We start from the raw sequence: 14,107 nt of genomic DNA on the forward strand, positions 1-14,107 counted from the left end.
GTCTACCTCACGGTCAGCAGTGAACGAAAACCACCGCGCAGCACGATGGTGATCAAGGCGGGAGCGCCGATTGCAGCCAGCAGCGTACCCACGGGTAACTCATAGGGCTGCAGCAGCCATCGCGCGAGAACATCCGCGGCAAGCAGGAAAAGCATGCCGAACAGAGTCGAAAACAGCAGTTGCCGGAGCAGCCCGACGGGTTCGATCAGTCGCGCGCAATAAGCAGCTAGAAAGCCAACAAAGCCTATCGGCCCGGCGATGGAAATGGCGCAGGCGGTAAGCAGTGTCGAAGCGACCAATACGCCAACCCGCACCCCGGTGGTATGAATGCCCAGCGCTCTGGCCTGGCTGTCGCCCATCTGCATCAACGTCAGCTGCCGGCAGAGCAGGGCGGCCAGCACGATGCCAAGCAGTGCGACCGGAAGGATGGTCCCCAGGGCATCGAGCCTCGAAGCCGACAGTGAACCGAGATTCCAGTAACGGAACTGGTCGAGCGCAACGCGGGTGCGCAGCAGCATGAAGTTGGCGAGCCCGCCGAAGATTGCGGCAAGCGCGACCCCGGCGAGTATCAATTTGAGCGGACTGGCCTGACCCAGCATCAGCCCGATGCCCAGAACGATCACATTGCCCAGCAGGGCACCGCTACCGGACCACAGCAGATAGCCTCGGGTCGACTCCACGTTGTAGAAGATCAATCCGATTACCAGACCGAGCACGGCGCCAGCGTTGACCCCCAGCAAGCCGGGCTCTGCCAGCGGATTACGGGTGGCGCTTTGCAATAGCGATGCGGCAACTGCGAGGCTTGCACCCACCACCAATGCGGCCAGGGTTCGCGGCAGACGCAGCGTATCGACCACCATGGCGAGTTTTTCATCCGCCACCGCCGCAGGATCACCGGTCAGATAGCGAAACACCTCGGCTGCACCGTATACGCCGGCGCCGGTACTCATCGACAGCACCAAAAAGCCCAGTAAAAGCCCGACGCTTCCCAGCAGTACCGCTTGCTGGAAGGCGGGGAAGGATTCGGTTCGGATCATCGAAAGCAGAGAACTCCAAAGGCCCGGCAGCGCGGCTGCCGGGGTGTCGTGGTGAATCAGATGTCGTAGCTGAAGCCGACGAACAATGTGCGACCCATGAGAATGTTGTCGACCGATTGAGCGACATCGTCGCGTTTTTCGTTGGTCAGGTTATTCATCCCAGCCTTGAGCGAGAGCTCGCGGGTGGCTTGATATCTCGCGCCCAGGTTGAGCTGATGAAACGCGCCGCTCTCGACATTTGGATCCGCCGCCGAGACGTAAAGCAGCTGGCTGCCGGTGTATTGGTAGTCAAGGTTCAGCCCCAGCGCGGGTGCAGCTTGCCAATCGAAGCCGAGATTGGCGACGTGCTGCGGCGTATTGCGCAGCTGCTCGTCCGTATCGCGGTCCTCTGCATCGGAGTAGGTGTAATTCGCGCGTAGTCCCATGGTGTCGCTCAGGTTGTAGCGACCAATCAATTCGTAGCCTCTTACCCGAGCCTTGCTGACGTTGCTGTAGGTCATCACAGCGGGTCTATAACCGGCACGCCAGCTGTCCGTGATGATCATGTCGTCGATGTCGTTGTTGAACAGCATGATGCCGGCTTCGAGTTGTTCGTTCTGGAAGAGCGTACCGATCTCGTAGCTGGTGGCAGTTTCTGGTTTTAGGTTGGGGTTGCCCACTAGCGTGCACATGCCGCGACAGGCCAGTACGCCGTAGCTGTCGTCAGACTGGTAGATGCTGGGCGCCTTGAATGAGCGACCGACACCACCCTTGACTACCCAGTTATCGGTGAGGTTGTACACGCCGTATGCGCGCGGGCTGAACTCACTGCCGAAACTGTCGTGATCGTCCAGCCGGGCGCCAAGGGTGACATCCAGTGCGCCAACGGAGAATTCATCCTGCAAATAGACCGCCTTTTGATCTACCTCCGTTTCGCTGCCCAGGTTCTGATTATGGGTCAGCTCGGTACGGCGAAATTCACTGCCCAGCGTAACCAGATGATCACCCACAAACGCGGTTACCTGACCATCGACGGTGTGGTTCTTTTGTTGAATATCGCCCTTCACGCCACGCAGGGTGGTCATGATCTGCGAGTCATCCATCAGGTCAACATCCTCGTAGTAGTAGCGAATCCGGGTATTGAAGCCATCCCAGTTGCCCGTATGTCCGAGGCCGAAGCTCCAGCGCTCCATCTCCTGGATGTTCTGAACTACCGCACCGAAGTTGTTCCATTCGGCTTCACGGTCATCTTTGCGATGAGTGATGTCCAGGTCGACAGTCTGACGCTCGTCCAGCAACCAGCTCAACGAACCATAAGCTGCGCTGTTCTGGCGTTGCTCGGCCGCGTCTGTATTGGGGTTGACGGTCTGTTCGCTGAGCCACGCCGCCTGGTCTGTTTTCTCGAGGATGAGATTGCCGCGCAGCTTGTTTTCAATTAACGAGCCGCTGATGTAACCGCTGGCCTTGTGGCTGTCGCCGGAGTCACCCTCGGTTGGGTGTTCGTAGGTGTAGGCGATGCCTGCTTTGGTGTCTTCGGTGGGCTGTCGCAAGATCACGTTGACAACGCCTCCCAGTGCGTCAGCACCGTATAGCGAAGACATCGGCCCACGGATGACTTCGATGCGTTCAACGGCGGCAATCGGAATTGACGACAGATCAAAATCGTTGGCGTAGTTGGAACTCAGCGCGTCACGCGAGTTGATGCGGCGGCCGTTGACCAGCAGCAAGGTGTAATCGGAGTCCATGCCGCGCAGCTTGATCTCCTGGCGCCCGTAGGTCGAAGACGGGTTCAGGTGTACGCCGGGGAGATACTTCACGGCATCGGCGAGGTTATAGACCGGACGTTTCTCAAGCTCTTCACGGGTCACCACGGACACGCTGGCCGGTGCGCTGAGTTCGCTATGCGCTGTCTGGGTGGCCGTGATGACTTGTTGTTCAAGTGCTACAGGCTCGTCCGCCAGTGCGGCGAAAGATAAAAGGCTGGCCAGGACGGTCAAGGAAAGGTGACGAGGGCGGCTGATGCCCCGACTGGTTGCGATTTTCATAGCATGCTCCGTTGCTGCTCGTTATTTGGAATCGACTCATCACGTTTTCCCGGCGGGTTCATCCCGCCTGTTGTTCTGCTGCAAGCGTCTGGCTGGAATCGCGCTGCCTGATGGCGCGGATCAGATACAGCACACCGGCGCCCGCTACGATGCCGGCGACTGCATAAATGGCGGCCAAGCGCTCGAAGCCAAGCAGCTCGTTCTGCGCGTCACCCATCAGGTACTGCGCTGAAACGAGGCTGCCAAGCCCCGCGGCGACGTTTGAAACCGTGCCCTGGAAGGCCATGAACGCGGCGCGTTGGTGAGCAGGCGGCACGCCAGCGGCAATGGTCATGGTGCTGTTGCTGCGCACTGCGCTCAGCGCCATGAACAAGGTGAAGATGATGTAGAGCGATAGCCCGACAGGCGCGGCGAACCCGAGGAGGGTGACCAGCGCGAGGCCACCGCTGCTGGCCAGCACGACGGTCATGGCGCCGCCACGATCGATCCACGCACCGCCCATGCGCATGGCCGCAAGGCTTGCAAGGCCGCCGGCCAGGTACAGCATTCCGAGCTGTTCACGGGGGAAATCAAGGTTGAACTGGAAGTACGTCGCGAAGTGCGGCACCAGCAGGAAGTGCCCGAACATCTGCAGTGACGTGATGGCTAGCGCGATAAGACAAAGCCGCGATGCAAGCAACGCCTTGAGCGTCGCCTTTGGATGGGCAACTCGCTCTGGAACCGGAAGATAAAGCTGACATAGCAGCGCGAGCGCCAGGCCGGCCCCGCCAAGCAGGAGAAACGGGCTGGCCCAGTCCCAGCGCATCGAACATTCAAGGGCTAGTGGAATGATCAGAATGGCGGCAAGTGAAAAGCCCATGCCCACGTAGGCAAGCTGTCGACCGCGCTCGGCGGGTGGAATCAGGTCGAGCATGGTTGCCATCAGGATCGCACCCATCGGACCGGCGACGAGCCCGGAGAGCACGAAAAGTGTAATCAGCTGTTGTGGTTCGGTCGCCAACGCGCAACTGAGCAAAAGCGCGAAACGCAGGACAAGCAGCACGACGAGTGCGCGCTTGCGGGCAAAACGATCAAGCCAAGGTGCACTCACAATGGCGCTAAATGCTGCTGCGAGAGTCGCGCCGCCGCTGATGTAACCGACATGGCTTGGCTCCATGCCAAGGTCGTGAACCAGATCGGGCCCAAGCGGCATGACCATCATCAAGCTGCCCAGCGACAGCATGTTGATCAGCATCGCAAGGTGAACGGCGATCCTCGACGGTAGGGCAGCTTTCATGGATTGCGGCGCGCTCAGTTGACAGGCGGCAGCATGCTAAGCCAATCGAGAACCGACATCAAATACAAATCGTTCGTATTAAGTCTTGATGACGTGCGGCGTGATGACTCACGTTGAGGCCTATTGCCGGGTGCTCAACCGAGGATCGAGACACCCATGGCGGCGCCGTTTGCACGTAGCTTGGAGCCAGACGCCCAGGTGATGATCGTCTGACCTGGGGTAGCGCATGGGTGTGATTGTCAGTGCTTCTCAGGCTCAGGTACGTCAGATGCCTGAACATTTTCCTTGCCGATCTTTTCGTCCGCCTCGCGCTCGTCGTCTTCGTCGCCGGACAAGCTCTCCTGCTCAGGCGCGGGGTCGTATTGCAACTCGACCAGAACCGGGAAGTGATCGGAGCCGAATTCAGGCAGCCTCTGGATCCACACCAGCTTAAAGTGGTGGCTGTGAAACAGATGGTCCAGCGGCCAGCGCAGAAACCAGTGCTGAGCATGGAAGCTGTTGACCATGCAGCGTCCAACGCGCGGATCGAGCAGCCCACTGATCTTGCGAAACAGTCTCGTGTTGGCAGACCAAGCCACATCGTTGAGATCACCCGTGACGATCACCGGCGTGTTTTCGTGGTCGTCCTGCACACTTTTTGCCACGACCAGCAATTCCACGTCGCGCTCGGTGGACTCGTCATTCTCCGTTGGGCTCGGCGGGGCGGGATGCAAGAAGTGCATGCGTATCGCCAACTGATCGTTCAACCGAACGTTGGCGTGCATGGACGGGACGTCATCCTCGACCAGAAAGCAGGTCTCCGGATTCTCCAGCTCCAGCCGTGACCAGACGTGCATGCCGTAGAGATTATCCAGCGGGCATCGGATGCTGTGAGGGTACTCATCGGCCAACTCGGCCAGCTGATCTTCCCACCATTGATCAGTTTCAAGCGTGACCAAAACCTCCGGGCGATGTTCGCGCACCAGTGCTTTGAGCTTGTCGGCCTGGCGATTCGGTGTCAGTACGTTGGCCGCCATGACGCGAATTCGAGGCCTGTCAGCGCTCGGTTCAGCAGACTTCACTTCGCGGCGCCATAAACGGGTGTAGGGAAAGATCCACCATGCGTGATAGGCGAGGCAGATCGTCGAAAGGACCGAAATCAGCACTTGCGAGGCATTGGAGTATGAAAGCAGCAGCCCTTGGCCGATCAGCAGTGCGAAGGCCAGTACGCACAGCTGCAAGCGCGGAAAATCCAATCCTCGAACCCACCAGACCGGGTTTTTCCAAAGCGGCAGAAAGGTCAGTACGACCAGCAGCCCGGTCGCGGCGAGAAGTATTCCTTCCTTCATTCCAATCCTCGGAGTTTATCGGCTGACGTCGTGTCGCCGTTCAGGCGCCTGGAGAAGGCACAAGGAGTTCGTCCTGCCGTACCGATGGTTGGTTCCGTTGCGATCACATGACATGCATGTTGTGCATCTTTGCGCACAAACAAAAAAGGCCTGACAGGGTCAGGCCTTTTTTGCGGTGTAGCAGGCGCTACATTGGCTCGCCGATAGCCGCGCAGCTGTTAGGCGCGGCGGCATGCTTGCGCAATACCGGCAACTGCGGTTGCTCGGCGCCGCCGGTCACATCCAGGGAAAGAACGTACTTGCCCCACCAGGGGCCAGCCGCCCAGTAGGTGAGCGGAACGCAGTTGTCATGCAGATAACCGAGCAGATTATCCATCGCAAGGATTGCATCGGGCGCGTAGTGGGGGACGCCCATCTCGCCAATGAATCCACGCAGGTTATTAGCCCGCAACCAATCCACGAACGGTTTGGCGCGCTTGATGCCTAGGTCCGGCGCGAAAGTCTCGGTCTTGTCTGCGTACATGCCCGATGTGTCTCGGTCCAGGTACATATGCGCTTCGAATATCAGGTTGTTTGCGGGGTCGCGCATCCACGGGTCGGCGATCAGCTGGGTATTGGATTGCGGCCAGTGCCAGGCGCTGGAATACCGATCTCCCGCGACGTAGATCCAGTTGGTCTTGTCAATCTTGCGGATCTCCTTTGCCGCCGCAAGCGCGGTCTCGGGCCAGAGACCCTTGGTGTTCGGTTCATTCATCAGACCATAGCCGCTCAGGGCTGGGTGATGACCGACCTTGAGGGCTATGCGCTTCCAGGCATTGGCGAACGACTTTACTGGCACGTTCACCGAGCCAATCGGCTCGCGGTAATAGCGATAGTAGTTGTGCATGTCGAGCACTACCTTCACGCCATGCTTTTCAGCGAAATCCATCGATTGCATGAGTAAGGCGAGATGCTCGGCATCGAGCTCAGCGTCGAGCTTTGGCTGTAAACGCTCCCAGAGGAAGGGCAAGCGGACCAGTTTGAGACCTTGCTCGGCGTACTTCTTGTAATACGACTCGGCTGGATAAATGTAATTGGTGCCGTGCTTGCCAGGCAGCGCGGACGATCCGAACGCCGCACCGGAAAGATTGACGCCCACCAGTTGGACGGGTGCCGCGACCGCCGCGCTGAATGGCGCAGGAACTGCTTTTCCACTCTTCTGTATTGCCAACTGGCCTGAAGCATTGATGTTGGCTTTGGCCTGGGCACTAGTGACACTTGGAAACCAGCCCAATAGCGTCGAAAGCGCGATCGCGTACAGAAGCCTTATTGGGCTGCGGGAAAAATTCGAGTCATGCATTGGGCTCACCGTGATCGTGTACATCGACCCGCAGGACGACATAGCTACATGGGAGGTCGGTCAATAAGCGGTGCTAAGTAAGCAGGTATATCCACGAACAGATCGATCCACTGAGTCGAAACCGCCGCGCATTCCAACGCCGCCGTTTCGGTTGCTGCGGATTAATTATTAATTCTGGAAACGAATCAATAATATGCCGACGAAATGCAGGCGTCAGTAAATCGTCTATCTTTGAATTGCCAGTAATCGCTCTGCTGGGGCATAGGCTGAAGATCTGCTTGGGGTCAGCAAAACTGGCGAAAGTCGGCTAGTAAGGGACGGCTAAGCGTCATTTTTTTGAAGGATCGAACAGGCCAAGCGGGCGGCGATCATCATTCTCATCAGACCGACGGTGGATCTCATACATTACAACCTTGCTCATGAGGGTCCGGCCCAAGCTAGAACAGCTTGCGCTTGTAATGTATCCAGGCTTCGGGCAGGGTCGATTGAGGCCTCTCGCTGCGGAGTGATTCCATGTCAGAGCTATACCCGGAAGTCGATCCCGATGGGTTGATCGAATACTCGGTCGTCTACACCGACCGCTCGCTGAACCATATGTCCAAGTCGTTCCAACGCGTGATGAACGACATTTCTGCCACGCTCAAATCTGTCTACAACGCCCACTCCGTCGTAGTGGTGCCCGGGAGCGGTACTTTCGGAATGGAGGCAGTGGCGCGGCAGCTTGCCCATGACAAGAAATGCCTGGTGATTCGAAACGGATGGTTCAGCTATCGCTGGACTCAGATCTTCGAGATGGGGCGAATCCCGGCAGAGTCGACCGTGCTCAAGGCGCGTACGAAGGGCGCAAACGCCAATGCGGCATTTGTCCCGCCTCCAATTGACGAAGTAGTGGCCAGCATCGCGGAGCAAAGGCCTGATGTCGTTTTTGCGCCACATGTAGAGACATCCTCTGGAATGATCCTGCCGGACGACTACCTGCGGAAGGTCGGAGAAGCCGTACACGCGGTTGGCGGGCTCTTCGTGTTGGACTGCATTGCGTCGGGTGCACTCTGGGTAGATATGCAGGCTTACGGCGTCGACGTGCTGATCAGTGCTCCGCAAAAAGGATGGAGCGCGTCACCATGCTGCGCGCTGGTAATGCTCAGCGAGGCTGCTCAATCCCGGGTTGAGGCGACCCAAAGCAGCAGCTTCGCCTGTGACCTGAAAAAATGGCTGCAGATCATGCAGGCGTACGAGCAGGGCGGTCACGCATACCACGCGACCATGCCGAGTGATGCACTGGCGCGTTTCCGCGATGTCATGCTGGAAACCCAGGCGTATGGGTTCGAAAAGGTGCGTGGGCAGCAAGTGGAACTTGGGGACTCAGTTAGGCGGCTTCTTGCGGAACGGGGATTTAAAAGCGTTGCCGCGGAAGGTTTCGACGCCCCAGGGGTTGTGGTCTGTTACACCGACGACGCGGGCATCAAGAATGGCAGCAAGTTTGCCGATCAGGGCTTGCAGATTGCCGCCGGTGTACCCCTGCAATGCGATGAGCCAGCAGACTTTCAGACATTTCGCGTCGGTCTTTTCGGCCTGGAGAAACTTAAAAATATAGACCGAACAGTGGATACGCTTCGCCGCGCACTAGAGGCCATCAGAAATTCATGAAGAAAATTCGCAGTATTGAGTGACCGTTCATCGTAATTTCTGAAGGCGTTTTTTTGGGGGAGCAGGGGGCCCGTTGAAGCTAAACAACAAGCGCATCCCTTGCCACTGCTGTTCCGAACAACGAAGAAGGGCCCGAAACCTGCGAGATAGACACATTCCTGAAACAAAAATGTGTTTGCACCATCTGTCAGGAGGGCTACTCTCAAGTTGTACAAAGCTTATTACAACAAGAAAGAGGGGCTAACTATGATCAACAACCAGAATGCTCAGGTCGTTGCACTCGAGTTGTGGCGTTTTTGCGCGCACTGCGTTGCTGCCATCGTTGTTGTAGGAGCGGTACTGATTGGGTTCCTTGGATCATGGGAGCTGGGCCTCAAGGTTGGCGTACTGCCGTTACTTGCGCTGATTACTGCTGACATGCTGGCCAGACGTCGGGAGCAGCACATTGAACTAAGGAATTCCTGACCCACTGCCGTCCTGCGCTGACGGGTGGAGGTTAGCGCAGGATATCCCCTTCTTTTATTGCCGCTCTGTTTGAATGAGTTGGCTAGCGATGCATTAACTCGTAACGCGCTGCCCAATCTGCTACCTGGCTCGCCGGCATCGGTGCCGCTATCCCGTAACCTTGCGCCAGATAACAGCCCATACCCAGCAACATGCTTTCCTGCAGATCTGTTTCGACGCCCTCGGCTATTACCTCTCGCTCAAACGTGCGTGAAAGATTGATGATCGCTTCTGACAGGGCAAGATCATCCTTGTCATGCAGGATATCCCGCACGAAGGACTTATCGATCTTTATGGTCTGTGCCGGCAAGCGTTTCAGATAACTGAGGGAAGAGAAGCCGGTCCCGAAGTCGTCCAGCGAAAAAGTCACGCCCATTTTCTGGCAATCAATCAGACATTGACTCACGTGCTCGAGATTATCGATAGCCGTGGATTCAACGATCTCGATATCGAGCATTCGCGGCTCCACGTCTGCATGCCTGGCGAGCAGACGCTGTAAGCGATCTACGAAATCGGGTAGCTGAAAATGCCGAGCCGCGATGTTAACGCTGGTAGGCCAATGATGGCCTTCGGCAGTCCAGAGCCTTATCTGTTGCAGGGTCTGCTCCATCACCCAGTCGCCAATGTCGATGATGAGGTCTGTTCGCTCGACGGCCGGCAGGAACGCGTCGGGCGGCAACAACCCCCATTCGGGATGCTCCCAGCGCAGCAGTGCTTCGAATCCGATAACCATACCGTTGCGCAGGTTGACCTTGGGTTGGTAATGGAGGCGCAGCTCATCCTGCTCCAGCGCGCGTTTGAGTCGTTCGATGGTCTTGAAGGTTGCTCGCGTTTTTTTGCTGATGGAAACGTCGAAAAACCGAAATCGGTTGCGTCCGCTCTGCTTGGCTTCGTACATCGCCTGGTCGGCATGACGCAACAGGGTGTCCGGGCCTTCGTTATCCTTCGGGTAGATGGTCACGCCGAGCGATCCGGCCACCTTGAGCAGATGACCGTCGACATGAAAAGGCACCGCAATCACATCCAGGATCCGCTGTAGCGCAGCGGGGAGCAGCTCTTCATCGACCTCATCGAGCAGCAGGACGAACTCGTCGCCCCCAAGTCTGGCCAGGAGGTCCTCAGCGCGCAGCTCACGAGTGAGTCGGTTGGCGACTTCTACCAGAAGCAGATCACCTGTTGCATGACCGTAACGGTCGTTGACCGCCTTGAAACCATCGAGATCGAGAATGCACACGGCGAGCGAGCGATCATGGCGCTGAGCCGCCGAAATGGCCTGGTGCAGCCGGTCATGGAGATAAACGCGGTTGGGCAGGGTAGTGAGCACATCGTGCGACGCACGCCACTGCATGGCCTCAAGCAATTCCTGCTTTTCCGTGACATCGAAACGGATGGAAATGTACTTCTCGACGCGCTGCCCCTTGTCGTCCTTGATCGGCACTATGGTGCTGTTGACCCAGTACAGCGATCCATCCTTTCGGCGATTGCAGATCTCGCCTTTCCAGATTTCACCGTTCGAAATGGCCTGCCAGAGGTCGCGGAAAAACTCCGGAGGATGTAGACCGGAGTTGAGCAGGCGGTGATTGGCGCCGATCAGCTCTTCCTTGTCATACCCGGAAATGGCGCAAAACTGATCGTTGATATGGGTGATGGTCCCGCGCAGATCCGTTTCGGAGTAGATCGCGGCGGCGTCTACAGCAGTCCGGTATTTATCGTCAGTCATTGGCTAAACCACGCATAGCGACTACTGGCTTATGGGTGCTAGGAACGATCGCGGCACCGTTGGATTAATACTGACTCGACATCCGAGAAAAAGTGCAGCGCAACAGTCGGGTATAGGTACACATCCCGAAACAGGATGCCAAACGGTAGGCTGAAGAGGGCGCTAGCCCGGATCCCGGGCAGCAGCGATAACGGTCGGAAAATGCGGCTCTAATCCACTGTCGATTTAAGCGCTCTGTGTCCTGGACATCTGTGATGCTGAATGAGTAGTCAATGTCTGTGATGCCGGTGCGACCAAGCGCTCATAGCTCGTCCCGGGACTTGCCCCGGTACACACGCAATACGTCGGCCATGACCGAAAGCGCGATCTCAGCGGGCGTTTTGCTACCAAGATCCAGCCCAATAGGCATGTGGATCCTCTCGATCTGTTCGGTGCTCAAGCCTCCGACGCGTTGAAGCCGCTCAGCTCGTTTCGCTGAGGTCTGCCTGGATCCCATGGCGCCAATGTAGAAAGCAGGGGTACGCACCGCTTCCATCAGTGCGAGGTCGTCGATGCGCGGATCGTGCGTGAGGGCGACCACCGCGGTGGCTTCGTGACAACCGCCTGCCTCGATGAAAACGGATGGTAGAACCGGTCGTACTTCGACGCCTTCGACAAGCATCCCTTGCATTTCCTCACGGGGATCGCAGGCGATCACTTCGCAGCCAAGCGAACGACCGAAACTCGCGCAGGCTTGCGCCACAGGCGAGACACCGGCGAGCAGCAACCGCAACGCTGGACCAATGCGGATTTCGGCTCGTTCGTCCCGAATACGGGTCTGCTCGCCGCCCTGATCAGGCAACAGTTCTGTATTTCCAGTCGTCAGATCAACCCGGCGCAGCAACCTGCGCTGGCCCTCGAGCGCTGCTTTAAACGTGAGCAAGTGTTCATGCCAAGGCTCGCTCGGGTGATGGTGCTCGACCAGCACTTGAAGAATGCCACCGCACGGTAGGCGCAGCCGCCGTCTGTCATCGTCGGTTTCACCGTAGCGAACGATCTGCGCCGGCGCCCGCAGATCGCCCTGAGCGAGGCTCGCGAGAAACTCCTCTTCTACGCAGCCGCCGGACAATGAGCCGGTATAGGCGCCATCAGCTCGTGCGACGAGCAGCGCGCCCGGCGCTCGGGGGGCCGATCCGTAGGTCGACAAGACAGTGCAGAACCATATGTCCTGTCCATCTGCGACCCATTGCAAAGCCGTGTCGATCACCTGCAGATCGAGTTGTTGCATGTCTGATCTTTCCCCTAGGTGCGGACTCACAGGTTCCGCAGAAATTGGTATCGGTCGGATTTGACCGGCAGCTCATTGCTCCCCAAGCCGCTGTAACTTGGCGAGGTTCAAGCGTCATGTCCCTGATCGGACCCACTCGACGGGCGTTCTGCTGCAGGGGGCGCAGCAGATTGGTAGTCAGGTGGCGTTTGCCACCTGTGATTTCGAGGCGGAGATGCGATGGGCGAGGGCGGGTCGGCATCCCGTTTAATTGATACCAGCTGTTTTCATCAGCGCGCTGGCCGCTCAGCGATCAGACGTTTTTCATCGACCAGTAGGCCGGCTTGAACAGGTCTCGCTCGCCAAGAATGCCTACGCCGACCGCAAAGGTGATGAGCACCACAAGAATGTACAGGCACAACTGCAGCAGCCCGTGCGGTGCGGGCACCCAGTGCAGCACGGCAGCAATGCCGAAGGCTGTGCCCAACCAGCGTAGAAGGACGCTTGGCGCAAGCCCCGCCGGGGATGCGCGGTAGACGTAGAGGCCCATGAACAGGGCCTGTAACGTCGCCCCGGCGGAGAACGCGAAAGCCAAGCCCTCGGCGCCGTAAGGGTCATAGAGCGCTGCGTCCAGGCTGACCGTCAGTGTGGAGCTGATAAGCGTGATGGCCAGAAACAGCCGCGACTTGTGCTGTGCGAGCAGGACGCGCCCCCATAACAAGGCCAGCCCCATGGCAGGCAGGCCAAGCGCGTAGCAGACCACGAGCGATGCGGTGGCGCCGGATTGTGCTGCGCCAAATTCGCCGCGTTCCAGCAGGACAGAAACCACCGACTGAGGGAAGGAACAGAGCACAACCGCGGCCGGGACCAGGAAGAGCAGGGTTGCCAGCAGCCCTTTGCGGATTACCACCGCGTGAGAGTCAGGGTCTTGGTCGCCCCAGGTGGAAACGAACCGCGGAAAGAGCACACCCAGCACCGACATGGCGTAGAGCGTGAGCGGGATGGTGACGATCCGGAACGCAAAGGAAAGCATGGAAATACTGCCTTCATCGAGGAAGGAGGCGAACATCCGCTCAGCGAGAATGCAGCTTTGTTGTGCCCCGGCAGCCAGCAACACCGGAGCCAGGGCCATGCCAAAGTCGCCACCACGTCCTTTCCCTGCCGCTTCGGTGGAACCGCCCAGATAACCGAGTCGACGATGGTGGATAATGATGAGCGCCAGTTGAGGCACCAGCATGCCGGCAAAAATCACTATGCCATTTGGACCGAAAATCAGGATGCCGATAATCGCGCCGGCGTTGAGCAGGACCGTCCGGGACATCGGCAATATGAACACGTTGTCCATGTTCAGCAGCGCGCTCTGGCAGTAGAGCACCGCCTGTACCGCAATCAGCAGCGCGCCGACGCAGAACACGAGCTGCCCAGCGTCGAGTTGCTCGACCGTCCAGCCTGGTGCGAGCAGGCCGAGAATCCAATAACTGCAGAGGATTATCAGCAGCGCCACGCCTGCGCCCGCAAGGCTGATGCGCCAGTAAAGCCAGCCGGCAACCGCCCTGAACACCTCTTCCGATTCTCTGCGCAACCGCTGCAGATACGGAATCATCGCGTCACGCAATGCCAGTCCGAGGAAGTTTTCAAAAAACAGCGGAAGGATCAGGGCTACGAATATAAGGTCCGCCTGCCAGCTCAGACCGAACTCTCTGGCGATGAAAATATCCCGCAGGAAACCGAGGAGAAAGCTGGCGACAGTGAGCGCCAGAATAGCCAATGATGTGTTCATTCCTTGATCCTTTGGCGGCCATCCAAAAGTGGCCAATTACGACTTGATGTCATCCGGTGAACGGGCTGGTTGATGATTGACCCTTGGCTTGCAGAAAAAGCCCAGCAAGTCGAATGCGGAATAGACTGGGCGGCCATTCTAATGGTTCCGGGCCGAATAGCTTCATGAAGACGATGAAACCCGCCGATACGTAAAAATGCCGTAAA

General features: G+C 58.0%; 9 protein-coding genes and 1 pseudogene. 2 read left to right on the forward strand and 8 right to left on the reverse strand.

The features are described 5' to 3' along the window. Nucleotides 1-2: 2 nt before the first annotated feature. From NA619_RS17725 to NA619_RS17745, 5 genes and pseudogenes are all read right to left on the reverse strand, one after another. A complete protein-coding gene (locus tag NA619_RS17725) occupies nucleotides 3-1,037 on the reverse strand; it encodes a FecCD family ABC transporter permease (RefSeq protein ID WP_255963131.1) in 1,035 nt (344 codons plus the stop codon). 56 nt (nucleotides 1,038-1,093) lie between these two features. Then, nucleotides 1,094-3,061 carry a TonB-dependent receptor domain-containing protein gene (locus NA619_RS17730; RefSeq protein ID WP_255963132.1) on the reverse strand — a complete coding sequence of 656 codons (1,968 nt, stop codon included), beginning with the start codon at nucleotides 3,059-3,061 and terminating at the stop codon, nucleotides 1,094-1,096. A gap of 58 nt (nucleotides 3,062-3,119) precedes the next feature. Next, entirely contained in the window at nucleotides 3,120-4,337 is a 1,218-nt protein-coding gene (locus NA619_RS17735) for an MFS transporter (protein WP_255963133.1), read from the reverse strand. Nucleotides 4,338-4,576: 239 nt separating this feature from the next. Next, on the reverse strand, nucleotides 4,577-5,665 hold the full coding sequence (locus NA619_RS17740; RefSeq protein ID WP_255963134.1) for an endonuclease/exonuclease/phosphatase family protein: 1,089 nt from the start codon (nucleotides 5,663-5,665) through the stop codon (nucleotides 4,577-4,579). Nucleotides 5,666-5,852: 187 nt separating this feature from the next. Then, a pseudogene (locus NA619_RS17745) lies at nucleotides 5,853-6,917 on the reverse strand (glycoside hydrolase family 5 protein); the annotation flags it as partial. Between the two features lie 600 nt (nucleotides 6,918-7,517). Between NA619_RS17745 and NA619_RS17750 the strand changes: the two are divergent. Next, the gene (locus NA619_RS17750; RefSeq protein WP_255963135.1) at nucleotides 7,518-8,651 is read left to right on the forward strand and encodes an aminotransferase class V-fold PLP-dependent enzyme; all 1,134 of its coding nucleotides are present in this window, start codon (nucleotides 7,518-7,520) and stop codon (nucleotides 8,649-8,651) included. Between the two features lie 246 nt (nucleotides 8,652-8,897). Continuing rightward, nucleotides 8,898-9,116: a hypothetical protein gene (locus NA619_RS17755; RefSeq protein ID WP_255963136.1), complete on the forward strand. Its 219-nt coding sequence runs from the start codon at nucleotides 8,898-8,900 to the stop codon at nucleotides 9,114-9,116. Between the two features lie 82 nt (nucleotides 9,117-9,198). On the opposite strand, the gene NA619_RS17760 is transcribed toward NA619_RS17755, so the two are convergent. The 3 genes from NA619_RS17760 to murJ all read right to left on the reverse strand — a co-directional run bounded on the left by NA619_RS17760 (nucleotide 9,199) and on the right by murJ (nucleotide 13,901). After that, the gene (locus NA619_RS17760) at nucleotides 9,199-10,875 is read right to left on the reverse strand and encodes a putative bifunctional diguanylate cyclase/phosphodiesterase (RefSeq protein WP_255963137.1); all 1,677 of its coding nucleotides are present in this window, start codon (nucleotides 10,873-10,875) and stop codon (nucleotides 9,199-9,201) included. 301 nt (nucleotides 10,876-11,176) lie between these two features. After that, on the reverse strand, nucleotides 11,177-12,142 hold the full coding sequence (locus NA619_RS17765; RefSeq protein WP_255963138.1) for an XdhC family protein: 966 nt from the start codon (nucleotides 12,140-12,142) through the stop codon (nucleotides 11,177-11,179). Between the two features lie 292 nt (nucleotides 12,143-12,434). Next, on the reverse strand, nucleotides 12,435-13,901 hold the full coding sequence (gene murJ, locus NA619_RS17770) for a murein biosynthesis integral membrane protein MurJ (protein ID WP_255963139.1): 1,467 nt from the start codon (nucleotides 13,899-13,901) through the stop codon (nucleotides 12,435-12,437). Between the last annotated feature and the right edge of the window lie 206 nt (nucleotides 13,902-14,107).

The sequence above is a fragment of the Stutzerimonas stutzeri genome, from assembly GCF_024448895.1.
GTDB classification, from domain to species: domain Bacteria; phylum Pseudomonadota; class Gammaproteobacteria; order Pseudomonadales; family Pseudomonadaceae; genus Stutzerimonas; species Stutzerimonas stutzeri_Q.

Coding starts and splice junctions, on each gene's coding strand:
- NA619_RS17725 (WP_255963131.1), bottom strand. CDS start 1,037: ATGATCCGAACCGAATCCTTCCCCGCCTTCCAGCAAGCGGTACTGCTG.
- NA619_RS17730 (WP_255963132.1), bottom strand. CDS start 3,061: ATGAAAATCGCAACCAGTCGGGGCATCAGCCGCCCTCGTCACCTTTCC.
- NA619_RS17735 (WP_255963133.1), bottom strand. CDS start 4,337: ATGAAAGCTGCCCTACCGTCGAGGATCGCCGTTCACCTTGCGATGCTG.
- NA619_RS17740 (WP_255963134.1), bottom strand. CDS start 5,665: ATGAAGGAAGGAATACTTCTCGCCGCGACCGGGCTGCTGGTCGTACTG.
- NA619_RS17750 (WP_255963135.1), top strand. CDS start 7,518: ATGTCAGAGCTATACCCGGAAGTCGATCCCGATGGGTTGATCGAATAC.
- NA619_RS17755 (WP_255963136.1), top strand. CDS start 8,898: ATGATCAACAACCAGAATGCTCAGGTCGTTGCACTCGAGTTGTGGCGT.
- NA619_RS17760 (WP_255963137.1), bottom strand. CDS start 10,875: ATGACTGACGATAAATACCGGACTGCTGTAGACGCCGCCGCGATCTAC.
- NA619_RS17765 (WP_255963138.1), bottom strand. CDS start 12,142: ATGCAACAACTCGATCTGCAGGTGATCGACACGGCTTTGCAATGGGTC.
- murJ (WP_255963139.1), bottom strand. CDS start 13,901: ATGAACACATCATTGGCTATTCTGGCGCTCACTGTCGCCAGCTTTCTC.